Annotated in this window: 19 protein-coding genes; 9 read left to right on the forward strand and 10 right to left on the reverse strand. The window is 73.4% G+C overall.

The annotated features are described in order from the left end of the window. Positions 1-43: 43 nt before the first annotated feature. Entirely contained in the window at positions 44-1237 is a 1194-nt protein-coding gene (locus tag ACFYYW_RS22195) for a cytochrome P450 (RefSeq protein ID WP_387650981.1), read from the forward strand. Here the strand turns inward: ACFYYW_RS22195 and ACFYYW_RS22200 are convergent. Next, on the reverse strand, positions 1197-3413 hold the full coding sequence (locus tag ACFYYW_RS22200; RefSeq protein ID WP_387650983.1) for a hypothetical protein: 2217 nt from the start codon (positions 3411-3413) through the stop codon (positions 1197-1199). The genes ACFYYW_RS22195 and ACFYYW_RS22200 overlap by 41 nt on opposite strands. Before the next feature lie 209 nt (positions 3414-3622). Between ACFYYW_RS22200 and ACFYYW_RS22205 the strand changes: the two genes are divergently transcribed. The 4 genes from ACFYYW_RS22205 to ACFYYW_RS22220 all read left to right on the forward strand — a co-directional run bounded on the left by ACFYYW_RS22205 (position 3623) and on the right by ACFYYW_RS22220 (position 8613). Continuing rightward, complete coding sequence (locus ACFYYW_RS22205) at positions 3623-4198, forward strand: DUF2690 domain-containing protein (protein WP_387650984.1); 576 nt, start codon at positions 3623-3625, stop codon at positions 4196-4198. A 60-nt stretch (positions 4199-4258) separates the two neighbouring features. Next, positions 4259-6829, forward strand: a complete 2571-nt coding sequence (gene pulA / locus ACFYYW_RS22210) for a pullulanase-type alpha-1,6-glucosidase (RefSeq protein ID WP_387650986.1) — start codon at positions 4259-4261, stop codon at positions 6827-6829. Positions 6830-6985: 156 nt separating this feature from the next. Continuing rightward, on the forward strand, positions 6986-7690 hold the full coding sequence (locus tag ACFYYW_RS22215) for a hypothetical protein (protein ID WP_352330432.1): 705 nt from the start codon (positions 6986-6988) through the stop codon (positions 7688-7690). Between the two features lie 200 nt (positions 7691-7890). Beyond that, a complete protein-coding gene (locus ACFYYW_RS22220) occupies positions 7891-8613 on the forward strand; it encodes a VIT1/CCC1 transporter family protein (protein WP_364390481.1) in 723 nt (240 codons plus the stop codon). A gap of 113 nt (positions 8614-8726) precedes the next feature. Here ACFYYW_RS22220 and ACFYYW_RS22225 read toward each other — a convergent pair whose 3' ends face one another. The 6 genes from ACFYYW_RS22225 to ACFYYW_RS22250 form a co-directional block, all read right to left on the reverse strand. Then, on the reverse strand, positions 8727-9365 hold the full coding sequence (locus ACFYYW_RS22225; RefSeq protein ID WP_387650989.1) for a LysE family translocator: 639 nt from the start codon (positions 9363-9365) through the stop codon (positions 8727-8729). Further along, complete coding sequence (locus ACFYYW_RS22230) at positions 9362-9898, reverse strand: hypothetical protein (RefSeq protein WP_352331001.1); 537 nt, start codon at positions 9896-9898, stop codon at positions 9362-9364. The genes ACFYYW_RS22225 and ACFYYW_RS22230 overlap by 4 nt, the downstream gene beginning before the upstream one ends. Before the next feature lie 19 nt (positions 9899-9917). Beyond that, positions 9918-10274 (reverse strand): spore germination protein GerW family protein, encoded by a 357-nt coding sequence (locus tag ACFYYW_RS22235; RefSeq protein ID WP_352331003.1) that lies wholly within the window; start codon positions 10272-10274, stop codon positions 9918-9920. A 27-nt stretch (positions 10275-10301) separates the two neighbouring features. Then, on the reverse strand, positions 10302-11669 hold the full coding sequence (zwf, locus tag ACFYYW_RS22240) for a glucose-6-phosphate dehydrogenase (protein ID WP_364390482.1): 1368 nt from the start codon (positions 11667-11669) through the stop codon (positions 10302-10304). Positions 11670-11671: 2 nt separating this feature from the next. After that, positions 11672-13303 carry a glucose-6-phosphate isomerase gene (gene pgi, locus ACFYYW_RS22245; RefSeq protein WP_387650991.1) on the reverse strand — a complete coding sequence of 544 codons (1632 nt, stop codon included), beginning with the start codon at positions 13301-13303 and terminating at the stop codon, positions 11672-11674. 136 nt (positions 13304-13439) lie between these two features. Beyond that, positions 13440-15146 carry an IlvD/Edd family dehydratase gene (locus ACFYYW_RS22250; RefSeq protein WP_387650993.1) on the reverse strand — a complete coding sequence of 569 codons (1707 nt, stop codon included), beginning with the start codon at positions 15144-15146 and terminating at the stop codon, positions 13440-13442. A 62-nt stretch (positions 15147-15208) separates the two neighbouring features. Between ACFYYW_RS22250 and ACFYYW_RS22255 the strand changes: the two genes are divergently transcribed. Both ACFYYW_RS22255 and ACFYYW_RS22260 read left to right on the forward strand, forming a co-directional pair. After that, positions 15209-17512, forward strand: a complete 2304-nt coding sequence (locus ACFYYW_RS22255; protein WP_387650995.1) for a phosphoketolase — start codon at positions 15209-15211, stop codon at positions 17510-17512. Next, positions 17488-18666: an acetate/propionate family kinase gene (locus tag ACFYYW_RS22260; protein ID WP_387650996.1), complete on the forward strand. Its 1179-nt coding sequence runs from the start codon at positions 17488-17490 to the stop codon at positions 18664-18666. The genes ACFYYW_RS22255 and ACFYYW_RS22260 overlap by 25 nt, the downstream gene beginning before the upstream one ends. A 7-nt stretch (positions 18667-18673) precedes the next feature. On the opposite strand, the gene ACFYYW_RS22265 is transcribed toward ACFYYW_RS22260, so the two are convergent. The 3 genes from ACFYYW_RS22265 to ACFYYW_RS22275 form a co-directional block, all read right to left on the reverse strand. Next, positions 18674-20098, reverse strand: coding sequence for a PAS domain S-box protein (locus ACFYYW_RS22265; protein ID WP_387650997.1), 1425 nt, complete (start codon positions 20096-20098; stop codon positions 18674-18676). 40 nt (positions 20099-20138) lie between these two features. Further along, a complete protein-coding gene (locus tag ACFYYW_RS22270; protein ID WP_387650999.1) occupies positions 20139-20582 on the reverse strand; it encodes an ATP-binding protein in 444 nt (147 codons plus the stop codon). A gap of 93 nt (positions 20583-20675) precedes the next feature. Then, positions 20676-21320 carry a response regulator transcription factor gene (locus tag ACFYYW_RS22275; protein ID WP_387651001.1) on the reverse strand — a complete coding sequence of 215 codons (645 nt, stop codon included), beginning with the start codon at positions 21318-21320 and terminating at the stop codon, positions 20676-20678. Positions 21321-21567: 247 nt separating this feature from the next. Here ACFYYW_RS22275 and ACFYYW_RS22280 point away from each other — a divergent pair, with 247 nt between their 5' ends. Then, positions 21568-22050, forward strand: coding sequence for a cation:proton antiporter regulatory subunit (locus ACFYYW_RS22280; RefSeq protein WP_352329073.1), 483 nt, complete (start codon positions 21568-21570; stop codon positions 22048-22050). 6 nt (positions 22051-22056) lie between these two features. Beyond that, positions 22057-23217, forward strand: a complete 1161-nt coding sequence (locus tag ACFYYW_RS22285) for a cation:proton antiporter (RefSeq protein WP_352329071.1) — start codon at positions 22057-22059, stop codon at positions 23215-23217. Positions 23218-23220: the final 3 nt, after the last annotated feature.

Consider the following 23220-nt stretch of genomic DNA (forward strand, 5'->3'; position numbering starts at 1 on the left):
TCAGATCTTGTGGCGTCCCGGGCCGCGCCGGACGATGGGACGCGTGGATCGACAGGCGCTCTACCGCGACCCGTACCCGCTCTACGCCCGCGCCCGCGCCGCCCCCGGGCTCACCTTCGTCGAGGAGCTGGACGCCTGGCTGGTGGCGCGGCACGACGACGTGCGCGAGGTGCTGTCCAGGCCGGACGACTTCTCCTCCCAAGGCGCCCTGCGGCCCGACGTGATCCCGAGCCCGCGGGCCTTCGCCGAACTGGCCAGGGTTCCGGGCGGCGCGCCCGTGGTCCTGAGCACCGACGGCGAGGCGCACCGGCGCTACCGCAGGCCGCTCACCCGCGGCCTGTCGCCCGCCCGGGTGGCCGCCGCCCTGCCGTTCGTCACCGCCACGGCCGCCGGCCTGGTCACCGCGTTCGCCGAGGCGGGCGGGGGCGAGTGGATGTCCCGCTACGCCAGGCCGCTGCCCGCCGCGGTGATCGGCCACCTGCTGGGCCTTCCCCCGGCCGACGTGCCCATCGCGATCAGGGGCGGCTCCCGGGCCGAGGACCTGCTGTTCACCCCGATGCCCGAGGACGAGCAGATCGCCGCCGCCCGCGACGTGGCCGCGCTGCGGCGCCTGCTGGCCGCCCACGCCGCCCGTTCAGGCGGATCCGGCGACCTGACCGGCGAGGTGGTGCGCGGCCTGGCGCCCGGCCCCGGCGAGCCGACGGCAGTCCAGCGCGACGAGATCGCCTCCAACGTGGAGAACGTCATGCTCGCCGGGCATCTCACCACGACCGCGCTGCTCGGCTCGGTCGTGCACCGCCTGCTGCGCGACCGCCGCCAGTGGGAGCTGCTGTGCGCGAGCCCGGCCGAGCTGATCCCGGCCGCGATCGAGGAGGCCGCCCGGTACGAGGCGCCCGTCCAGGGCTTCCGCCGCCGCGTCACCAGGCCGCTCAGCCTGGGCGGCACGCCCTTGGACGAGGGCTCGACGGTCTTCGTCTCCTTCGCCTCGGCCGGCCGCGACGAGGCGGTGCACGAGCGGCCCGACGTCTTCGACATCACCCGGCCGCGCGCCCGCCACCTGGCGTTCGGCCACGGCGTGCACGGCTGCCCCGGCGCGTTCCTGGCCCGCGAGCAGCTCCGGGTGACGCTGGAGCTGCTGGTGGCCGAGCTGCCCGGCCTCCGGCTGGCCCGCGAGGACGTCGTGATGGCCGCCACGCTCATCCACCGCGCGCCCGAGGAACTCCATCTGACCTGGTGAGCCGGGCCAGGGTCTCCTCGTAGACGGGGTCGAGCCAGTAGTCGGAGTGCCAGCGCGCCTCGGGCAGCGGCTCGCCCGGCCCCGGCTGGAGCGGGTCCCAGCAGAACCGGTCGACGGTCTGCTCCCCCTCGCCCGCCGGACGCGGCCCGAACGGGTCGACCCGGCGGAAGACCGGCCCGCCGATGGGGTCGCTCAGCCGGTACAGGTTCGTCCAGCGCACGGCGTCGCGCATCGCCGACAGGCCGGGGGTGCCGAAGTAGGCGGGGAAGAAGGCGGCGTACAGGCGGCGCAGCGGCGAGCCGTGGGTGAGCAGCCGGACGCGGGGCCGCAGTTCGGGCCGTACCTGGAGGACGAGCGCGGCGGTGAGCACGCTGCCCTGGCTGTGCCCGGACAGCACCACCTCGTCGCCGGCGGTCCTGGTCAGGGTCTTGACCCGGGCGAGCAGCTCGGGGATCACCCGCTCGGTGTAGCAGGGCGGCGCCAGCGGGTGGATGGCCCTGGGCCAGAAGGTCGAGACGTCCCACAGGATGCCGACCGTGCGGCGCAGCCGCGTGTCGCTGTAGGTGCGGCGGCCCAGCAGGACCAGGCCCACGACGATCGCCGTCATGGCCCAGCTCCCGATCGAGGCCAGCAGCCCGGCCAGCCCGCCCACCGGGGCGAACAGGTGGAACCGGTAGATCACGGTCACCGCGCCGGAACCGGCCACGCCGATGCCGGTGAGCACGGCCAGCACGAGCCCGGCGCGGTCGGTGAGCGTGGCCAGCGCCCACTTGCCGGCCACGTCCCGGTCGTAGGCGCCGTAGTAGGGGGTCAGCTTCGGGGTGAGCGCGGCGGCGGCCGACCCGCGGGCCAGCCACAGCTCGGCCGCCACGGCGACGAAGCCGATCACCAGCAGCGGCACGAGCGCGGCCGTCCACCAGACCGGGTCGTCGAGGTAGAGCCTGCGGTCGACCGGACCGGGCTCGGCGACCGAGGCGGGCACGCCGAAGAACGTGGCGGTCCAGAACAGCAGGCCGAGGGCGAGCACGTTGGCGCTGCCGGCCGCCACCATCAGCGTGAACCAGGCCGCCATGCCGCACATCGCCCGCCGCTCGATCGGGTCGCCCGTCTCGGCCGGCCGGTCCATGCGGGCCAGGAGGAACGTCGCCACCAGGATGAACAGCCCGAGACCGACCGTCAGCGCGAACTGGAACGCTCCAACACCGATGCCGGGCAGCTGCCGCCCCGGCAGCGCGGGCGACATCCCGGCCAGGGCGGCGGCGATCGTGGCCACGAAGGCCAGCGGCCCGGCCACCCGCAGCGCCCGGCACGCGCGGGTGAGCCAGGGCGGGACCGCCTCGCCCGGCGCCAGCCGCCTGGCGATGCCGGGCAGCGCCGCCAGCACGGCGGCGGCGACCTGGACGGCGGCGTTGGCGGCCGTCAGTGCCAGCCCCCGCGGGTCGCCCACGAACGGCGCCGACACGGCCAGGCCGATCGACCCCAGCGCGAAGGCGACGTGCACGGCCCGCAACCGCCACACGGGCGCGCCGCCGTGCCACAACCGCGGCCGGGCCAGCAACGGCCCGGGACGCGAGTCGCCGTCGGGCGGCAGACCGGTCTGCTCGTCGCGCTCCCAGGTGCGCCGCGCCAGCCACCACAGCAGCACGACCACCGCGAACGGCGCCAGCGCGGCGACGGCCAGCCGCCGCGACGGCTCGGCGCCCCACAACTCGCTCATCCAGTGGACCCAGCCGGGCGCGCTCTCGCGGGCGCAGGCCCGGCCGGCCGCGGTGCACTGCCAGCCGACGAGGTCGACGCTCGCCCGGGTGACCGCGCCCACGAGGGTGCCGGTGAGCAGCAGCGCGAACAGCCGCTGCGCCGCCTCGGCCACGTGCCGCAGGCGGGCGCCGGCCGGGGGCCTGGGAAGCATGAAGTAGGACAGGTTGGCCAGGGAGAACGGCAGCAGGAGCAGCCAGAGGGCGATGGTCCTGCCGCCCGAGGTGAGGCCGCCCCAGGCGTAGGCCTCGCGGTGGCGGATGCCGAGCAGGTCGTCCTGCTCGCCGTCGGGCCGGCCGCCGGGCCACCAGCGGCGGTAGAAGCCGGTGGTGGCGTCGCCGGCGATCTGGCGGGGGTGGGGATGGTTGAGGATGCTCGCCGGCGGGGTGCCGGAGACGCCGTGCACACGTAGTTCGGTCATGCCTCCGCAGGTGGGGTCCAGGAATCCGTCCATGAGTTCAGGATCACGCAAAGTCACCGATTACGCAAAGTAATGGCACGGTCACGCGAACGCGGGCGGGTTCTTCGGCCCTCTCCTGACGGCTAGAGCCCGGTGGGGAAAGCCGCATTTCCGCACATCGGGGGCTAAGTGGGCGTACATCTGAAGCGAGGGCACCGAAGCGAGGCATCATGACGACGACGCTGCCGCAACAACATTCATCGGGACCGGGCGACCAGATCCGCTCCGCGCGGATCAACGGCTGGTTCGCGGTGCTCGCGGCGGTGCTGGCGGCGGTGGTGACCTTCGCCGGCACGGTCGCCTACCAGGAGGCCGCCAAGGAACGCCAGGGCTGCGCCGCGACCCCGAGCCGCGAGAACTGCGACAAGAAGGACGCGAGCGTCACCGGCTGCGACAAGGACGCCGTCACCGTCCCGGGCGGCACCGCCGTGCGGACGGTCGCCGCCGGGCGGATGATCCTGGAGCTGCGCTGGAGCCGCACCTGCCAGACCCTGTGGGCACGCGTGCAGCCGCAGAACGACGTCTTCTATCTCCAGCCCTGGACGGAGCCCGACAGGAAGGACGCCACCCGCTTCTTCGCGGCAGGCGAGCGCACCCGGGGATGGCTGGAGTCGCCGATGGCCTTCAGCCCGGGCGGCAACGTCGCCGCCAAGGCGTGCTCCTTCGCCGGCCACGGCCGGGCGGACGTCGCATACGCCTGCACGGCCATGCTGATGCCCGACGGCACCGACGTCACCGAGAGCTAGGGCCGCCGCCCGGCGCGGCGTCCTCGCATGGGCCGCCGCCGGGCGGGCACCATGATCTACGTGACCGCGATCGGCGACGGCGAGGCGCGGGCCCACTGGATCGACAGGGAGACGGTCGTCTGGACGGTGGATCCGTCGCTGACGCACGCGCTGGCCTGCGCCCCGGCGGGCGGCATCGGCTGCCACGACGGCCGGCTGACCGGCCATGCCGCGACCGTCCCGCTCACGCCGGGCGCGCTGGACGACGTCCGGCGGCGGGCGTGGCCGCACCTGGCCGGCGGCACCGCGCTCAAGCTGCGCCCCGAGGACGCCGGGCGGGTGAAGGAGGCGCTGCGCGGTCAGGTGGTGGCCGTGGCCCACGACGGCTCCGGCGCGCTGGCCGCGGCGACCGGCGTGCAGATCCCGGGCGTGCTCGACGACGTCTACGCCGGGGCCGTGCGCGCCGGGCTCGGGCCGTCGGGACGGCTGCTGCCCCGGCTGGCCCTCTGGGCGCCCACCGCACGGCGGGTGGAGCTGGCGCTCGGCGGCCGCCTGCACGCGATGCGGCTGGACGAGGAGACCGGCGTGTGGTCGATCCGCGGCCTGCCCACCTGGTACGGCAAGGACTACACCTACCGCGTCACCGTCTACTCCCCCGCCGCGGGCCGCGTCGTCACGAGGGAGGTCACCGACCCCTACAGCCTGGCCACCGCGCCCGACGGGGTCCGCAGCAGGCTGGTGAGCCTGGACGACCCCGCGCTCAAGCCGCCCGGCTGGGACCGCCTGGCCAAGCCCGCCCCCGTCCCGCTGGACCGCGCGGTCGTCTACGAGCTGCACGTACGCGACTTCTCCGCCTCCGACGCCACCGTGCCCGAGGAGCTGCGCGGCACGTACGCGGCCTTCGGCCACGACGGCGACGGCATGCGCGAGCTGCGCGCGCTGGCCGCGGACGGCCTCACCCACGTGCACCTGCTGCCGGTGTTCGACGTGGCCACGATCCCCGAGCGCCGGTCGGACCGGACCGAGCCCGGCTGCGACCTGGCCGCCCTGCCGCCCGACTCCGAACGGCAGCAGGAGATCGTGGCGCTCACCGCGGACCGCGACTCCTACAACTGGGGCTACGACCCGCTGCACTACACCGTCCCGGAGGGCTCGTACGCGACCGACCCGGACGAGCGGATCAGGGAGTTCCGCGCCATGGTCGCCGCGCTCAACGAGGCCGGGCTGCGCGTGGTCATGGACGTGGTCTACAACCACACCCACTCGGCGGACGTGCTGGACCCGATCGTGCCCGGCTACTACCACCGTCTGCTGGAGGACGGCTCCCTGGCCACCTCCACCTGCTGTGCCAACACCGCGCCCGAGCACGCCATGATGGGCCGGCTCGTGGTCGACTCGGTGCGCACCTGGGCCAGGCAGTACAAGGTGGACGGCTTCCGCTTCGACCTCATGGGCCACCACCCGAAGGCCAACATCCTGGCCGTGCGCGCCGCGCTCGACGCGCTCACCCCCGAGCGCGACGGCGTGGACGGCCGCTCGATCATCCTGTACGGCGAGGGCTGGAGCTTCGGCGAGGTGGCCGGCGACGCCAGGTTCGAGCAGGCCACGCAGGCCAACATGGCCGGCACCGGCATCGGCACGTTCGACGACCGGCTGCGGGACGCGGTGCGCGGCGGCGGCCCGTTCGACGCCGACCCGCGCGTGCAGGGGTACGGCTCCGGCCTGGCCGGCGCGCCCAACGGCGCGCCCGTCAACGGCTCGGAGGAGCAGCAGCGCGAGCGCCTGCGCCACTGCACCGAGCTGGTCATGCTGGGCCTGACCGGCGGCCTGCGCGACTACGTGCTGCCCTCGGGCCGCGCGGGCCGGGAGGTCGTGCACAACGGCGCCGCCGCCGGTTACGCCGCCCGCCCGGACGACGTCGTGTCGTACGTGGACGCGCACGACAACGAGACGCTGTTCGACGCGCTGGCCTACAAGCTGCCCGCGGGCACGCCGATGGCCGACCGGGTGCGCATGCAGGTGCTGTCGCTGGCCACGGTGCTGCTGGGGCAGGGGGCGGCGTTCGTGCACGCGGGCAGCGAGCGGCTGCGCTCGAAGTCGCTCGACCGCAACTCCTACGACTCCGGCGACTGGTTCAACCGGCTGCTGTGGGACTGCTCGGCGGGCAACGGGTTCGGCGCGGGCCTGCCGCCGCGGGCGGACAACGAGGCGGCCTGGCCGTACGCCCGGCCGCTGCTGGCGGACCCGGCGCTGCGTCCCGGCTGCGCGGCCATTGGGGCGGCGCGGGCGGCGTTCGGGGAGCTGCTGCGCATCAGGGCCTCGACGCCGGCGTTCGCGCTGGGCACGGCCGAGGAGGTGCGGCGGCGGCTGTCGTTCGCGGCCGGCGGCGAGGGCGTGATCGTGATGCGGGTGGACACCGCGGGGCTGGACCCGCGGTGGGACGCGGTGGTCGTGGTGCTCAACCCCACCCCGTCGCCCTGCACGCGGGCGCCGGGAGTGCCGCCGGGCCGCCGGGTGGCGCTGCACCCGGTGCAGGCGGCGTCGGCGGACGAGGTGGTCAGGCGGTCGTCCTACGACCCGGCGGCCGGCACGCTGACGGTACCGGCCCGCACGGCCGCGGTTTTCGTCATAAATGCCGAAAATTCCTCATAAATTAAATTCTTTGGTGCCATAACCATGAATAGCGGTTGAGGAATGATCGCATCGCCTGAGGGAACCATTCCTGTGGAAGATGCCCGATCACTGGCTTTGACGCGCCCGACAGCGCAAACTGGCTGGACGGCGATCGCGTGGAGCATGGAGCACCCCGTGGACAATCACCTTGATCACATGCCGGTCCTGTCCCGCGGCAGGCATCGCAACCCGAAGCGCGGCGCCTGTTTCATGGAACTGGCGTCCTACCTGGCCGGCGAGCGGTGGAGCGACCACCCGGCCTGCACCCATCCGCTGCTGGCCGCACTCGCCCGCCTGGTCAACGACAACACCGGCGACGAGAGCCGCGCCCAACTGGTCGGGCTCGTGCCGTCCATCATCGGGCTGGCCGGCGACGACCTGCGGATCGACGCCCACATCGCGCTGCGCTGCGCGACCACGGCCCTGCCCGTCGCCGCCGCCGAGCGCCAGCTCGCGCTCGCGGTGTCGGTGCTGGCGGCCGAGGAGATGCTGGCCAGGCTCGACGGCGCGCCGTCCGGCCGGTTGAGCGAGCTGAGCCGCAGGGCGATGGAGCAGGTGCCGCACGCGGCCGAGCAGGCCAGGCGCTTCAGCCGGGCCGCCAAGATCACCGAGAAGGGCTTCCGCCGGTACGCGGCGCCCAACGCGGTGCAGCTCGCCGTGGTCGGCATCGTCCAGGCGTGCATCAAGGACCCCGACGCGCTGCTGCGCAGGCTGCTGGCGGACGCGATCGCCGACTGCGACGCGATCGTCAACGGCCCCAAGGCCGCCCGGTCCGCTCAGCCCGGTTCCGCTCACCCCGATCCCGCTGAGCCGGCTCCCGTCAGCCCGGCGCACGCCTGACCCCGTCCGCGTCCCTCCGGCTCCCGCGCGCCGCGGGTTCCGGGGGGACGTTCGCGTTCCCGCCCCCGGGCCTGTGGTCGCGCGTGCACGCGCGGTGACGCGGCGGGAAAACCGCAGATCAGGCTAGCCTCCCCTTCGTTGCGGATCATGCCGGAAGGGCCTAGATTCCGTGACGAACTGCCACTAAGGGGAGGATTGTCATGACGATCGAGCTTGCCCGGCCCTACTCTCCTGAGAAGCACCACAGCCACCGTGACGTCACCGGCGGCTGGTTGCGCCCGGCGGTGTTCGGGGCGATGGACGGCCTGGTCTCCAACGTGGCGCTCATCGCCGGCGTCGTGGGCGCCGCGGGCGCCGGGCGCGGCGCGGTGCTCGCCGGGTTCGCCGGCCTGGTCGCGGGGGCGTGCTCGATGGCGGCGGGCGAGTACACGTCGGTGCGGTCCCAGACCGAGCTGATGCGCGCCGAGATCGCCGTGGAGCGGCGCGAGCTGGCCCGCAACCCCGACGGCGAGCGGGCCGAGCTGGCCGCCCTGTACCGGTCCCGCGGCCTGGACGCCGACCTGGCCCGCCGGGTCGCCGAAGGGCTGTCGGCCGATCCCGAGCAGGCGTTGCGCGTGCACGTGCGCGAGGAGCTGGGCGTCGACCCCGACGACCTGCCCTCGCCCTACCTGGCGGCCGGCTCGTCGTTCCTCGCCTTCGCGGCGGGGGCGCTGGTGCCGCTGGCGCCGTTCCTGTTCGGGGCGTCGGGGTTGTTCCTGGCGCTGGCGCTGAGCATGGTGGCGCTGTTCGGGTTCGGCGCGGCGGTGGCCGTGATGACCGCGCGGCCGTGGTGGCTGGGCGGCCTGCGCCAGCTCGGGCTGGGCGCGGCCGCCGCCGCCGTCACCTTCGGCCTCGGGCACCTGCTCGGCGTCGCCGTCTCCTGACGCCGGCGCACCGCTCATGGCCGGGCCGTCTCCTGACGCCGGCGCACCGCTCAGGCCGGGCCGTCTCCTGACGGGCTCGCGCAGCGCTCGTGGCCGGGCCGTCGAGGGGCCGCTCAGGGGCGGCCGGCGACGGCCAGGTTGACGCCGAGGCCGATGAGCGCGGCGCCGGTCAGCCCGTCCACGGCCTTGCGCACGCCGGGCCGGGCGAACACCCGGCGCAGCGTGCTCACCACGTTCGCCACCGTGAGGAACCAGACCATCGTGCCGGCCAGCGCGACCGCCGACAGCAGCAGCGTGTCGCCGAACGCGGCCCCCTCGCTCACGAAGTGCGGCACCAGGGCCACGAAGAACAGCGCGGCCTTGGGGTTGAGCACGTTGGTCAGCAGCCCTTCGGCGAAGGCCGCCCACGGGCCGCGGTCGGCGGGGGCGGGCAGGCCGAGGTCGAGCGGGCCGCCCTTGCGCAGGGCCGCGCGCAGCGCCTTGACCCCCAGGTAGAGCAGGTAGGCGGCGCCGACGACCTTGACCACGGTGAAGGCCGTGGCCGAGGCCGCCAGCAGCGCGGCCACGCCAGTGCCGGCGGCCATCACCCAGACGGCCACGCCCATGGCGATCCCGGCCGCCGCGGCCATGCCGTGCCACCGGCCGGACACCGCCGAGCGGCGCACCACGACCGCGAAGTCGGGGCCGGGCGACATCGCCCCGACCATCACCAGGGCGCCGAACCCCACGAACTGCGTCAAAGAGGTCATCATGGCGTCCACCTTACGAGCACCCGGCCCTCGGGGATCAAGGTGGACCGCTCCCACGTCCAGCTCGGCACCGTGATCATCTCGGCCGGGTGGTCGAGCGGGACGGGCGTGTCCAGCAGGACGGAGTGCGACGTGAGCGGCAGCCCGCCTTCGGGGACGACGACGCTCGCCAGCGGGGTGCGCAGGCTGGGCCCGTCGGGCTCGTCCAGGTCGCTGGACACCCAGGTCGGCTCACCGGCGAAGAACGTGCACACCAGCGCCCCCGCCGGCGCCGCGCCGGAGTGGCGCAGGGCGCCGGCGGGCAGCCAGGCGTGCTCCCCCGGCAGGTACGCCACCCCCGACACCCGAAGCTCGCCCTCCAGCAGCACGAACTCCTCCCCCGCCAGGTAGTGGCCGCGGCCGGGACGGCTCCACCGGGGCGGGAAGCGGACCAGCGACGTGCCGCCGCCCAGCGGGGCGACCCGCACCGGCAGGTTGGAGCCGGGCAGCAGCGCCTCGTGGCCGGGCAGCCCCGCGTCGAGCAGATCGATGAGCACGTCAGATGATGTGCCCCGGTTACTTCCCGCGACGCCACTTCTTGAAGATGGTCCGGATCGTCAGCACCAGGGCGAGGCCGACGATCTGGCCGCCGAGCACGATCCGGTTGACGTCGACGGCCGGACGCCACTGCACGTCGCCGTCCTTGACGACGAACACCCCGGCGGGGGTGGCGCTGTAGCCGAAGCCGCCACCGCCGCCGCTGCCGATCTCCTCGCCCTTCTCGTCCCGGCCCTGCCCCTGACCGGCCCCGCCGCCCTGGGCGACCCGGGCGACGGGGATGACCAGGACGTCGCCGTGGTGGATCGGCTCACCGAAGACGCGCCTGACGGTGACGGCGTCCTTCGACTGCTCCAACAGCTCCTTGATGTCCATGGGCCCATCGTTCACCCGGATCGGCCGCTAGTCGAACGTGGTGGAGATCTCGTGCCAGCCGCCCGGCGGGATCCTCTCCGCCGGTTCCGGCCCCCAGGTGCCCTTCTGGTACGGCAGCGGCTGGTCGGGCAGGTCGAGCAGCCGGCCCACGATCCGCCACGACTCCTCCACCAGGTCGAACCGGGCGAACCGCCGCGGATCGCCGCTGACGGCGTCGGTCAGGATGCGCTCGTAGGCGGCCTCCATCGGCCCGAGCACCTTGGTGAAGTCGACGCTCACCGGCACCGGGATCGTCCGCTGCCGGCCCGGCTCCTTGGCCAGCACGTCGAAGGTCACCCCGGCGTCGGGCTGCAGCCGGAACCTGATGAGGTTGGGCCCCGGCGGCACGTCGCCGCCGCGGAACATCGTCACCGGCGGCTTGCGCAGCTCGGCCACGATCTCCAGGTCGGTGGTGGGCAGCGCCTTGCCGGAACGGATGCACCAGGGCACGCCCGCCCACCGCCAGCTGTCGATGTAGAGCCGCATGGCGACGAACGTCTCGGTGGTGGAGCCGGGCCGGACGCCGGGGGTGTCGAGGTAGCCGTCGTACTGGCCGCGCACGACGTGGGCCGGGTCGACGGCCTGGACCGCGCGCAGCACCCGCCACTTCTCGTCGAGCTGGGCGCGGGCGTCCATGGACGGCGGCGGGTCCATCGCCAGGATGGCCAGCAGTTGCAGCAGGTGGTTCTGGACCACGTCGCGGACCGTGCCGTTGGCGTCGTAGAAGCCGCCGCGGTCGGCGACGTCGAAGTCCTCGGCCATGGTGATCTGCACGCTGCGCACGTAGTTCCGGTTCCACAGGGGTTCCAGCAGCATGTTGGCGAACCGGAACACCATGAGGTCCTCGACCGGCTCCTTGCCCAGGAAGTGGTCGACCCGCCGCAGGTGGTCCTCGTCGAAGTACTTCAGCAGCTCGTCGTTGAGCCTGCGCGCGGAGTCGAGGTCGTGCCCGAACGGCTTCTCCACCACGAGCCTGGCCTCGTGGTTCAGCCCGGCGCCGGCCAGCCCCTCGGCGACGACCGAGAACAGGGCGGGCGGCACCGCCAGGTAGTGGACGAGGAACCCCTTGCCCTCGACCTCCTGCCGCAACTTCGCGAACGTCCCGGGGTCGCGGTAGTCGCCCGCCACCAGCCGCAGGTTGCCGGCCAGCTTCTCGAACGCCGCGTCCTGGACGCCGCCGCACGCCTCGCGGGCGTGCTCGCGCAGCGCGTCGAGGTCCATGTCGGTCTTGGCGACGCCGATGATCGGCAGGTCGAGCCTGCCGTCGGCGGTCAGGTGGTAGAGCGCCGGGAGCAGCATCTTGCGCGCGAGGTCGCCCGTGACGCCGAACAGGACCAGCGCGCCCGCCCGCCCCATCTCTAGGCCCGCCTTCCGCGCAGCTCGCGGTACCTGCGCACGAGTTGTTCGGTCGAGGAGTCGGGGAAGGTCTGCGGCGGCTCGTCGGAGGTGAGCGCGGGCGCCACGTCGAGCGCCATCTTCTTGCCCAGCTCGACGCCCCACTGGTCGAAGGAGTCGACGCCCCAGATCGTGCCCTCGACGAACACGATGTGCTCGTAGAGCGCGACGAGCTGGCCCAGCGTGGACGGCGTGAGCTTGGTCGCCAGGATCGTCGAGGTGGGCCGGTTGCCCGGCATCACCTTGTGCGGCACGATCTCCGGTGGCGTGCCCTCGCCCGCGATCTCCTCGGCGGTCTTGCCGAAGGCCAGCGCGCTGGTCTGGGCCAGCAGGTTGGCGGTGAGCTGGTCGTGCATGCCCTCGCGGTCCTCGAACGGCTCGGCGAAGCCGATGAAGTCGGCCGGGACGAGCCGGGTGCCCTGGTGCAGGAGCTGGTAGAAGGCGTGCTGGCCGTTGGTGCCCGGCTCGCCCCAGAAGATCTCGCCGGTGGGGACGGTCACCGGGCTGCCGTCGGCGCGCACCGACTTGCCGTTGGACTCCATGGTGAGCTGCTGGAGGTAGGCCGGGAAGCGGTGCAGCCGCTGGCTGTAGGGCAGCACGGCGCGGGTCTCGGCGCCGAAGAAGTCGGTGTACCAGATGCCGAGCAGGGCCATCAGGACCGGCATGTTGGCGTTGAAGGGCGCGGTGCGGAAGTGCTGGTCCATGCTGTGGAAGCCGGACAACATCTCGCGGAACCGCTCCGGCCCGACGGCGATCATCAGCGACAGGCCGATGGCGCCGTCGAAGGAGTAGCGGCCGCCCACCCAGTCCCAGAAGCCGAACATGTTGTCGGTGTCGATGCCGAACTCGGCGACCTTCCCGGCGTTGGTGGAGACGGCCACGAAGTGCTTGGCGACCGCGTCCTCGCCGAGCGCCTCGACCAGCCAGGACCGGGCGACCCTGGCGTTGGTCAGCGTCTCCAGCGTGGTGAAGGTCTTGGAGGCGACCACGAACAGCGTGGTGGCCGGGTCGAGGTCGCGCAGGTTGCCCAGGATGTCGGCGGGGTCGATGTTGGAGACGAACCTGGCCTCGACGCCGGCGTCCACGTAGTCGCGCAGCGCCTCGTAGGCCATGGCCGGGCCGAGGTCGGAGCCGCCGATGCCGATGTTGACCACGGTCCTGATCGGCTGGCCGGTGGCGCCCTTCCACTCCTTGGACCTGACGCGGTCGGCGAAGGCGCTCATCTTGTCCAGCACCGCGTGCACGTCGGCCACGACGTCCTGGCCGTCGACGACCAGCTTGGCGTTCTCCCGCATGCGCAGCGCGACGTGCAGGACGGCGCGGTCCTCGCTCACGTTGATGTGCTCGCCGCCGAACATCGCGGCGATGCGCTCGCGCAGGCCCGCCCGCTCGGCCAGGGCCACCAGCAGGTCGATCGTCTCCTGGGTGGCGCGGTGCTTGGCGTAGTCGAGGTAGAGGTCCCCGGCGCTCACCGTCATCCGCCCGGCCCTGCCCGGGTCCTCCGCGAACAGCTCACGAAGCTGCTTTCCCGCCAGCTCCTCGTGATGCTTGCCCAGAGCCGCCCACTCCTGGCTCTGGCTGATGTCGCCGTTCACCGCTTCCTCCTCATACGTCGTCAAACCTGATCACATCGTCCCGCACTCGCGGGAGATCCGCTGAGCCGGGCTCCCGTCAGGGAACCCCGTACCCCACGGGGAAGATTCCGCGCACGGCGCCGGGCACTCTTTGCTTTCAGTGGGACTCCCGGCCGGGCGCGTCGCCGGAGGAGCCCGTCAGGAAGTCGAGGTCAGCGCCGAGGTGTGCCTGGGTGACGTGGTCGACGTACAGGCGCTCCCAGCCGCGGGCCGGCCGGGCGTGACCGGTCACGACCGGCTCCCTGGCGGCCAGCTCGGCCTCCGGGACGTCGACGTCGAGCCTCCTGGCGGCCACGTCCAGCACGATCGGGTCGCCGGTGCGCACCCGCGACAACGGGCCGCCTGCCGCCGCCTCGGGCGAGGCGTGCAGGACGACCGTGCCGTACGCGGTGCCGCTCATCCGGGCGTCGCTGACCCGCACCATGTCGCGCACGCCCCTGGCCAGCAGCTTGCGCGGCAGCGGCAGGTTGCCGACCTCCGGCATGCCCGGGTAGCCCCTGGGGCCGCAGCCGCGCAGCACCAGCACCGAGGTCTCATCCACATCGAGGCCGGGCGAGTCGAGCCGGGCGCGGGCGTCCTCGACGCCGTCGAAGACGATCGCCCTGCCGCGGTGGCGCAGCAGCTCCGGCGAGGCGGCCGCGGGCTTGATCACGGCGCCGTCGGGCGCGAGGTTGCCGCGCAGCACGGCGATGCCCGCGTCGGGCAGCAGCGGGTCGGAGCGCCGCCGGATCACGGTGTCGTCCCAGATCTCCGCGCCGGCCAGGTGCTCGACCAGCGGCCTGCCGGTGACGGTGATCGCCGCGGGGTCGAGCAGGTCCTCGACCTCCCGCAGCAGGGCGGCCAGGCCGCCCGCCCGGAACAGGTCGTCCATCAGGTGACGGCCGGCGGGCTGGAGGTCGGCCAGCAGCGGCACGCCCGAGCCGGCCCGGTCGAAGTCGTCGAGGCTCAGCTCGACGCCGAGCCGCCCGGCGATGGCCAGCAGGTGCACGACCGCGTTGGTGGAGCCGCCGATCGCGGCCAGCGTCACGATGGCGTTGAGGAAGGAGGCCCTGGTCATGACGTGGCTGGGGCGGCGGCCCGCGCGTACCAGCTCGACGGCCAGCCGGCCGCTGTCGTGCGCGCGTTCCAGCAGGCGGCTGTCGGGGGCCGGGGTGCCGGCCGTGCCGGGCAGGGTCATGCCGAGCGCCTCGGCCATGCAGGCCATGGTGGAGGCGGTGCCCATCGTGTTGCAGTGGCCGCGGCTGCGGATCATGGACGACTCCGAGGCGAGGAACGCCTCGCGGGAGAGCGTGCCGGCCCGCACCTCCTCGCTGAGCCGCCACACGTCGGTGCCGCAGCCGAGCGGCACGCCGCGGAAGTGCCCGGTCAGCATGGGCCCGCCGGGCACGACGAGCGCCGGCAGGTCGACCGAGGCGGCGGCCATGAGCAGCGCGGGGACGGTCTTGTCGCAGCCGCCGAGCAGCACCACGCCGTCGATCGGGTTGGCCCGCAGCAGCTCCTCCGCGGCCATGGCGGCCAGGTTGCGCCAGAGCATGGCGGTGGGGCGCACGTTCGTCTCGCCCAGCGACAGGACGGGCAGGTCGAGCGGCACGCCGCCGGCCGCCCACACGCCGTCCATGACGCTGCGGGCGACCTCGTCGAGGTGGGAGTTGCACGGCGCGAGGTCGGAGGCGCTGTTGGCGATCGCGATGTGCGGCCGCTCGCCCTCGAACGCCTCGCGCGGCAGGCCGCGGCGCATCCAGGCCCGGTGGATGTAGGAGTTCCTGTCGTCACCGGAGTACCAGCGGGAACTGCGCAGCGCCATGTGACGGCACATTATCGGCAGCCCGGGGATTCAGCACCGCCTGCGGAGGAATGGGCAGGGGCATGGACCACATAGACGCGTACTGGCGGGCGGCCAACTACCTGTCCGTCGGGCAGATCTACCTGCTGGACAACCCGTTGCTGACCGAGCCGCTGCGCCCCGAGCACATCAAGCCGCGCCTGCTAGGCCATTGGGGCACCACCCCGGGGCTCAACTTCTGCTTCGCCCACCTCAACCGGGTGATCTCCGAACGCGACCAGGACATGATCTACATCGCCGGTCCCGGCCACGGCGGGCCCGCCGCCGTGGCGCACGCCTGGCTGGAGGGCTCCTACACCGAGCGATATCCGGACGTCTCGCAGGACGTCGCGGGCATGCGGCGGCTGTTCCGCCAGTTCTCCTTCCCCGGCGGCATCCCCAGCCACGTCGCGCCCGAGACGCCCGGCTCCATCCACGAGGGCGGCGAGCTGGGCTACTCCCTCGCCCACGCCTACGGCGCCGCGTTCGACAACCCCGGACTGGTGGTGGCCTGCGTCATCGGCGACGGCGAGGCCGAGACCGGCCCGCTGGCCGCGAGCTGGCACTCCAACAAGTTCCTCGACCCCCGGCGCGACGGCGTCGTGCTCCCCATCCTGCACCTGAACGGCTACAAGATCGCCAACCCCACCGTGCTGGCCCGCATCCCCGAGCAGGACCTGCTCAAGCTCATGGAGGGGTACGGCTACCGCCCCCACCTGGTCGGCCCCTCGCACGAGGAGATGGCCGCCACCCTCGACACCGTCTTCGACGAGCTGGCCGAGTACAAGGGCGGCCAGGACCGGCGGCTGCCGATGATCGTCCTGCGCACGCCGAAGGGCTGGACCGGCCCGCGCGAGGTGGACGGCAAGCCGGTCGAGGGCACCTGGCGGGCCCACCAGGTGCCGCTGGCCGGGGTCCGGGAGAACCCGGCGCACCTGGCGATGCTGGAGGAGTGGATGCGCTCGTACCGGCCGCAGGAGCTGTTCGGCTCCGACGGCAGGCCGGTCGAGGAGGTGCTGGCGACGGTGCCGCGGGGGCCGCTGCGGATGAGCGCCAACCCGCACGCCAACGGCGGCGAGCTGCTGCAGCCGCTGCGGCTGCCGGACTTCCGCCGGCACGCCGTCGAGGTCAAGTCCCCGGCCGCGCAGCTGACCGAGCCGACGCGGGTGCTCGGCGGGTTCCTGCGCGACGTGATCGCCGGCAACCCGCGCAACTTCCGGCTGATGGGCCCCGACGAGACCGCCTCCAACCGGCTGCAGGACGTGTTCGAGGTCACCGACCGGGCGTGGGAGGCCGAGCTACTGCCCACGGACGAGAACCTGGCCCCCGGCGGCCGGGTGATGGAGGTGCTGAGCGAGCACCTGTGCCAGGGCTGGTTGGAGGGCTACCTGCTGACCGGCCGGCACGGCCTGTTCAACTGCTACGAGGCGTTCATCCACATCATCGACGCCATGTTCAACCAGCACGCCAAGTGGCTGGAGTCGTCGCAGAAGATCTCGTGGCGGCGGCCGGTGGCGTCGCTGACGTACCTGCTGTCGTCGCACGTGTGGCGGCAGGACCACAACGGCTTCAGCCACCAGGACCCCGGCTTCCTGGACGTGGTCGTCAACAAGAAGGCGTCGGTGGTGCGGGTCTACCTGCCGCCGGACGCCAACACCCTGCTGTCGGTGGCCGACCACTGCTTGCGCTCGCGCGACTACGTCAACGTGATCGTGGCGGGCAAGCAGCCGGTGCTGGACCTGTTCACGATGGAGGAGGCGATCGCGCACAACACGCGCGGCCTGGGCATCCTGCCGTGGGCCTCCACCGACCAGGGCAGCGAGCCGGACGTGGTGCTGGCCTGCGCGGGCGACGTGCCGACCCAGGAGACGCTGGCCGCCGCGGCGCTGCTGCGCGAGCACCTGCCGGAGCTGAAGGTGCGCGTCGTCAACGTGGTGGACCTGATGCGGCTGCAGCCGCGGTCGGAGCATCCGCACGGCATGCCGGACGCCGAGTTCGACACGCTGTTCACCGTGGACCGGCCGATCATCTTCAACTTCCACGGCTACCCCTCGCTCATCCACCAGCTCGCCTACCGCCGCACCGGGCACGCCAACATGCACGTGCGCGGCTACAAGGAGGAGGGCACCACGACCACGCCGTTCGACATGGCCATGCTCAACGACATCGACCGCTACCACCTGGTCATCGACGTCATCGACCGGGTGCCGGGGCTCGGCTCCAAGGCCGCGCACCTGCGTCAGCGGATGAGCGACGCGCGGCTGCGGGCCCGCGCCCACACCAGGGAGCACGGAGAGGACCCGGCGGAGATCAGGTCGTGGACATGGCCGGCCGAATTCTCGTCCTGAACACCGGCTCCTCCTCCATCAAGTACGAGCTGGTGGACGTGCGCACCCGCGAGCGTCCGGCGCGCGGGCTGGTGGAGCGCATCGGCGAGGAGCGCGGGCGGCTGACGCACCACGCCGGCGGCGGGCCGCCGTACGTGCGGGAGGAGCGGTTCCCCGGGCACGCCGAGGGGCTGGCCGCGATGCTGGAGGCGTTCCAGCGGGCCGGGCCGGGGCTGGAGCCGGTCGCCGTCGGGCACCGGGTCGTGCACGGCGGCACCCGCTTCACCGGCCCGGCGCTCGTGGACGACGAGGTGATCGCCGCGATCGAGGAGCTGGCGCCGCTCGCGCCGCTGCACAACCCGGTGAACCTGGCGGGGATCCGGGTGGCGCGGGCGGCGTTCCCCGGGGTGCCGCAGGTGGCGGTGTTCGACACGGCGTTCCAGCTCACGCTGCCGCCGCAGGCGTACACGTACGCGGTGCCGCGGGCCTGGCGGGAGCTCGGCGTGCGGCGCTACGGCTTCCACGGCACCTCCTGCGCCTACGTCTCCCGCCGCGCCGCCGCCCTCCTCGGCCGCGACCTGGCCGGCCTCGACCTCGTCGTGCTGCACCTGGGCAACGGCGCCAGCGCGACGGCGATGTCCGGCGGGCGCAGCGTGGACACCTCCATGGGGCTGACCCCGCTGGAGGGGCTGGTGATGGGCACCCGTTCCGGCGACGTGGACCCCGCGATCGCCGGCTACCTGGCGCGGGTGCGCGGCATGGGCGGCGAGGAGGTGGAGCGCGCGCTCAGCCACGAGGGCGGCCTGCGCGCCCTGGCCGGGACGCTCGACATGCGCGAGGTGCGGGCCCGCGGCGACGAGGAGGCCCGGCTGGCCCTGGAGGTCTACACCCGGCGCATCCGCAAGTACGTCGGCGCGTACTACGCCCTGCTGGGCCGCCTGGACGCGATCGTGTTCACCGGCGGCGTCGGCGAGCACGACGCGGCCACCCGCGCGGAGTCCCTGGCCGGGCTCGACCGGCTCGGGATCACCGTGGACCCCGCGCTGAACGCGGCCGGCCCGGCCGGGGAGCGGGCGGTCTCGCCGCCGGGCGCGGAGGTGGCGGTGCTGGTCGTGCCCACGGACGAGGAGTGGGAGATCGCCCGCCAGGCCCTGGAGGTGCTCCCCCGCCGGTGAGCGACAGTCAGGCGTGCGGGACGGCCGGCACCCAGAAGTCCACGGTGGTCCCGGCCCCCGGCCGGTCGGTCAGGCTCCACCAGCCGCCCGCGATCTCGGCGCGTTCGCGCATCTCGATCAGCCCGAAGTGGCGCAGCGGCCCCTCCGCGCCCGGCGGCAGCCCGGTGCCGTCGTCGGCGACGCGTACGTGCACGCCGCGGTCGAGCGAGACCAGCGAGAGCCTGATCGAGGTGGCGCGGGCGTGCTTGCGCACGTTCGTGATCGCCTCCTGGCAGATCCGGAAGATGGTGACGGCGGCCTCGGGCGGCGGGTCGGCGTCGAGGCGGTGGTCGATCTCGAACGACAGCCCGGTGCCGGCCGTCACCTGCCGCAGGTAGCCGGCCAGGCCCTCGACCAGGCCCTCCTCGTCGAGAGCCGGCGGGCGCAGCTCGAAGGTCAGGTCGCGCAGACGGGCGACGGCCGCCTCGACGGCCTCGCCGATGCCGCGCACCTCGGCGGCCTGCTCACCGCCGAGGCCGCTCTCCATCGCGCGCAGGCGCATGCCGACGGCGACCATGGACTGGATCGTGTCGTCGTGCACGTCGTAGGCGATGCGCCGGCGTTCGACCTCCTGGGCGCGGACCAGGTGGGCCAGCAGCATGCCGCGTTCGTCGAGGGCGCGGGCCACGTTGCGGCGCTCGGTCAGGTCGCGGGTGACCTTGCCGAACCCGCGCAGCTCGCCGCGCTCGTCGTACAGGGCGGTGATGACCACGCTGGCCCAGAACCTGGTGCCGTCCTTGCGGACGCGCCAGCCCTCCTCCTCCCACCGGCCGTCGGCGACGGCGACCTCCAGCTCCATGGCGGGCTTGCCGGCCGCGACGTCCTCGGGCGGGTAGAAGACCGAGAAGTGGCGGCCGATGATCTCCTCGGCCCGGTAGCCCTTGATGCGCTCGGCGCCGGCGTTCCAGCTGACGATCCGGCCCTGGGCGTCGAGCATGAAGATGGCGTAGTCGACGACGTTCTGGACCAGCAGGCGGAAGCGCTCCTCGCTGTCGCGCATCGCCTGCTCGGCCAGGCGGCGCTCGGTCAGGTCGCCGGTGACCTTGCCGAACCCGCGCAGCAGGCCCCGCTCGTCGCGCAGGGCGGTGATGATCACGCGCGCCCAGAAGCGGGCGCCGTCCTTGCGGACGCGCCAGCCCTCGTCGGCCACCCGGCCGGCCGCCGCCGCACGGCCCAGCAGTTGTTCCGGACGACCGGCCGCGACGTCCTCGGGCGGGTAGAACACCGAGAAGTGGCGGCCGATGATCTCCTCGGCCCGGTAGCCCTTGATGCGCTCGGCGCCGGCGTTCCAGCTGGTCACATGGCCCGCGGGGTCGAGGAGACAGATCGAGTAGTCGACGACGCTGCGGACGAGCAGCTGGATGTCCTCTGACTGCCTGTCTTGACCGGGCATACTGCAGCTTCGCACGGCCCGGCGGAAGACCGAAACTCGATCACGCCCTGGAGCGCTCCTGGGCCAGCGCGACGACGTGGGGCGCCAGCTCGCACCACACCACCTTGCCGCCTTCTCCGTCGCCCTCGGCTCCGTTCCCATCGGGGCGGGAGACGCCCCAGCTCGTGGACAGCAGCTCGATGACGCGCAGGCCCCAGCCGTTGTCCGGTCCGGGCTCGCGCGGCACGGGCAGGCGGGGGCCGTGGTCGCGCACCTCGATCCGCACGTGGGAGGGGGTGCAGCGGATGCGTAAGGCGGGCGGGCCGTCGCCGTGGACGAGCGCGTTGGTCACCAGCTCGGAGACCACGAGCAGGACGTCCTCGCGGCGTCCGCGATAGCCGCACTCGGCCAGCACCTCACGTGCTCTCTGACGGGCCGCGGTGATGCTGCCCATCTCTTCCGGGAGCTGGGTGTCCACCTGGTACGGCGCAGCGAAACTGCCCATCCTCCTACTGTCGGGCAGTACAGGACTGATCACGAGACGCAGCGGAACCACCTCTTCCGGTACGGATGAGGGACGCCGTCTGGTGCGTCTGCGTCAGTCGAGCAGCCCTTCCCGGCGTGCGACGGCCACGGCCTCCAGCTTGGACCGGGCCCCGAGCTTCTCCAGGACGTGCTGGACGTGGTTGCGCGCGGTGTTGCGGGCCACGCCGAGCCGCGTGCCGATCTCCTCCGTGCTCGCCCCTTCGGCCAGCAGCCGCAGCGTCTCGCGCTCGCGCGCGGTCAGCGCGGCACCCGGGCTGCGCACCCGGCCGGTCAGCCGGTCGAGCACGCCGGGCAGCAGGCCGGGCGTGAACACCACGCCGCCGGCGGCCACCTCGCGCACCGCCGACTCCAGCTCCTCCAGCCTGGACGACTTCACCAGCAGGCCCGCCCCGCCCGCCGCCACCACCCGCGCGGCGACGGAGGCGGTGGCCTCCCCGGTCAGCACCAGCACCCGGGCCGCGGGCGCGACCGCCGCGAACCGGCCGATCGCCTCGACGCCGTCGCCGTCGGGCAGCCGCCGGTCGAGCACCACGACGTCGGGCCGGCGGTGGGCGGCCTCGGCGAGGGCGGCGGCGACCGTGCCCGCCTGCGCCACGACCTCGATGCCCGGCGCCCGGCCGAGCGCCTGGCCGATGGCCTCGGCCACCATCGCGTGGTCCTCCACGAGCAGCAGCCGGATGGGGGAAGTGGTCGGCATCGCTTCGTCTCGCCTCTCCCGCGGCAACGTCCCCGGCATTTTCCCACCCGCGTCCCGCCCGCGCCGCCCGTTCCCGCGCGGACCGTTCCCGCGCGGACCGTTCCCGCGCGGGCCGGGCGGGGGACGCGGCGGGCGGCCGGCGGGCACCGGACGGCGTGCAACGGCGGGATACGAGGAGGTCAAGCGGGCGAAGACCGTTGGTAGTGTTGTCCAGAAATATGCGTATTTTTTGGGATGGGTGGGATAGGTGGAGGTAGAGCAGACAGCGTTGCCGGGGATCGGGCTTCGGCACGACTTCACCACCCGCGCCGGCCAGCGGGTAGGCATCGTCTCGCACCGCACCGGCCGTCGCGACCTGGTGATCTACGACAAGGACGACCCCGACCGCGCCTGTCAGACGGTCAAGCTGAACGACGAGGAGGCCGACGCCCTGGCCGAGCTCCTCGGCGCCCCCCGCATCGTGCAGCGGCTCAACCAGCTGCACCAGCAGGTCGAGGGCCTGGTCAGCGTCCAGCTCCCCATCCCGTCCGGCTCCCCCTACGCCGGGCGCACCATGGGCGAGGCCCGGGTCAGGACCCGTACCAGCGCCTCGATCGTCGCCGTGGTCCGCGGCGGCCAGGTGTTCGCCAGCCCCGGCCCCGACTTCGTCTTCCGCGAGGGCGACGTCGTGGTCGTGGTGGGGAGCGCGGACAGCACCGCGGAAGTCGCCGGCATCCTGGCTGACGGGTAACCGCGGGTGCACGAAACCGCAGTCATCTTTCTCGAGTTCGGTGCTGTTCTTCTGGGTCTGGGGGTTCTGGGCGCGCTCGCGCTGCGCGGCGGCATCTCCCCCATCCCGCTCTACCTGATCGCCGGTCTGGCGTTCGGCACGGGCGGCGTGCTGCCGCTGGCGACCAGCGAGGAGTTCATCTCGGTCGGCGCGGAGCTGGGCGTCGTCCTGCTGCTGCTGACGCTCGGTCTGGAGTACAACGCCGACGAACTGGTCACCAGCCTCACGAGCAACGCGCGGGCCGGCATCGTCGACCTCGTGCTGAACGCCGCCCCCGGCGCTATCTGCGCCTTGCTGCTGGGCTGGGGGCCGGTCGCGGCGGTGGCCATGGCGGGCGTCACCTACGCCACCTCCTCCGGCATCACCGCCAAGGTGCTGTCCGATCTGGGCTGGATCGGTAACAGGGAGACGCCGACGGTGTTGTCCCTGCTGGTGTTCGAGGACCTGACCATGGCGGTCTACCTGCCGGTCCTCACCACGTTGCTGGCCGGCCTGAGCCTGGTCAGCGGGGCGATCTCGGTCGGCATCGCGCTCGGCACGGTGAGCGTCGTGCTCGTCGTGGCGCTGCGCTTCGGGCGCTTCATCGAGGCGTTCGTGTCGAGCCCCAACTCCGAGGTGCTGCTGCTGAAGGTGGTCGGGCTGGCGCTGCTGGTGGCCGGGCTGGCCCAGCAGCTGCAGGTCTCGGCGGCGGTCGGCGCGTTCCTGGTCGGGATCGCGCTGTCGGGGCAGCTCGCGCACGACGCGCAGGCGCTGCTCGCGCCGCTGCGCGACCTGTTCGCGGCGGTGTTCTTCGTCTTCTTCGGGTTCCAGACCGACCCGGCGAAGATCCTGCCGGTGGCGGGGCTGGCCGCGCTGCTGGCGCTGGTGAGCATGGTGACCAAGCTCCTGACGGGCGCGTACGCGGCCAGACGGGCGGGCATCGGCAAGGCCGGTCAGGCACGGGCGGGCATCGCCCTCATCCCGCGCGGCGAGTTCAACATCGTCATCGCGGGCCTGGCGGTGGGCGCCGGGGCCCATCCCGACCTCGGGGCCCTGGCGGCGGCGTACGTGCTGATCCTGGCGGCGTTCGGGCCGCTGGCGGCCAAGCTCGTCCAGCCGCTCATCACGGCCATCGCGAACAAGGCGTGATCC

Source organism: Nonomuraea sp. NPDC001831 (genome assembly GCF_042892035.1).
GTDB lineage: Bacteria > Actinomycetota > Actinomycetes > Streptosporangiales > Streptosporangiaceae > Nonomuraea.

What these genes read in the sequence shown, in the direction of transcription:
- ACFYYW_RS22205 (WP_387650984.1), top strand. Translation starts at nt 3,623, where the DNA reads ATGACGACGACGCTGCCGCAACAACATTCATCGGGACCGGGCGACCAG.
- ACFYYW_RS22250 (WP_387650993.1), bottom strand. Translation starts at nt 15,146, where the DNA reads ATGGCGCTGCGCAGTTCCCGCTGGTACTCCGGTGACGACAGGAACTCC.
- ACFYYW_RS22235 (WP_352331003.1), bottom strand. Translation starts at nt 10,274, where the DNA reads ATGGACATCAAGGAGCTGTTGGAGCAGTCGAAGGACGCCGTCACCGTC.
- ACFYYW_RS22225 (WP_387650989.1), bottom strand. Translation starts at nt 9,365, where the DNA reads ATGATGACCTCTTTGACGCAGTTCGTGGGGTTCGGCGCCCTGGTGATG.
- ACFYYW_RS22200 (WP_387650983.1), bottom strand. Translation starts at nt 3,413, where the DNA reads ATGACCGAACTACGTGTGCACGGCGTCTCCGGCACCCCGCCGGCGAGC.
- ACFYYW_RS22270 (WP_387650999.1), bottom strand. Translation starts at nt 20,582, where the DNA reads ATGGGCAGTTTCGCTGCGCCGTACCAGGTGGACACCCAGCTCCCGGAA.
- ACFYYW_RS22255 (WP_387650995.1), top strand. Translation starts at nt 15,209, where the DNA reads ATGGACCACATAGACGCGTACTGGCGGGCGGCCAACTACCTGTCCGTC.
- ACFYYW_RS22260 (WP_387650996.1), top strand. Translation starts at nt 17,488, where the DNA reads ATGGCCGGCCGAATTCTCGTCCTGAACACCGGCTCCTCCTCCATCAAG.
- ACFYYW_RS22220 (WP_364390481.1), top strand. Translation starts at nt 7,891, where the DNA reads ATGACGATCGAGCTTGCCCGGCCCTACTCTCCTGAGAAGCACCACAGC.
- zwf (WP_364390482.1), bottom strand. Translation starts at nt 11,669, where the DNA reads ATGGGGCGGGCGGGCGCGCTGGTCCTGTTCGGCGTCACGGGCGACCTC.
- ACFYYW_RS22275 (WP_387651001.1), bottom strand. Translation starts at nt 21,320, where the DNA reads ATGCCGACCACTTCCCCCATCCGGCTGCTGCTCGTGGAGGACCACGCG.
- ACFYYW_RS22265 (WP_387650997.1), bottom strand. Translation starts at nt 20,098, where the DNA reads ATGCCCGGTCAAGACAGGCAGTCAGAGGACATCCAGCTGCTCGTCCGC.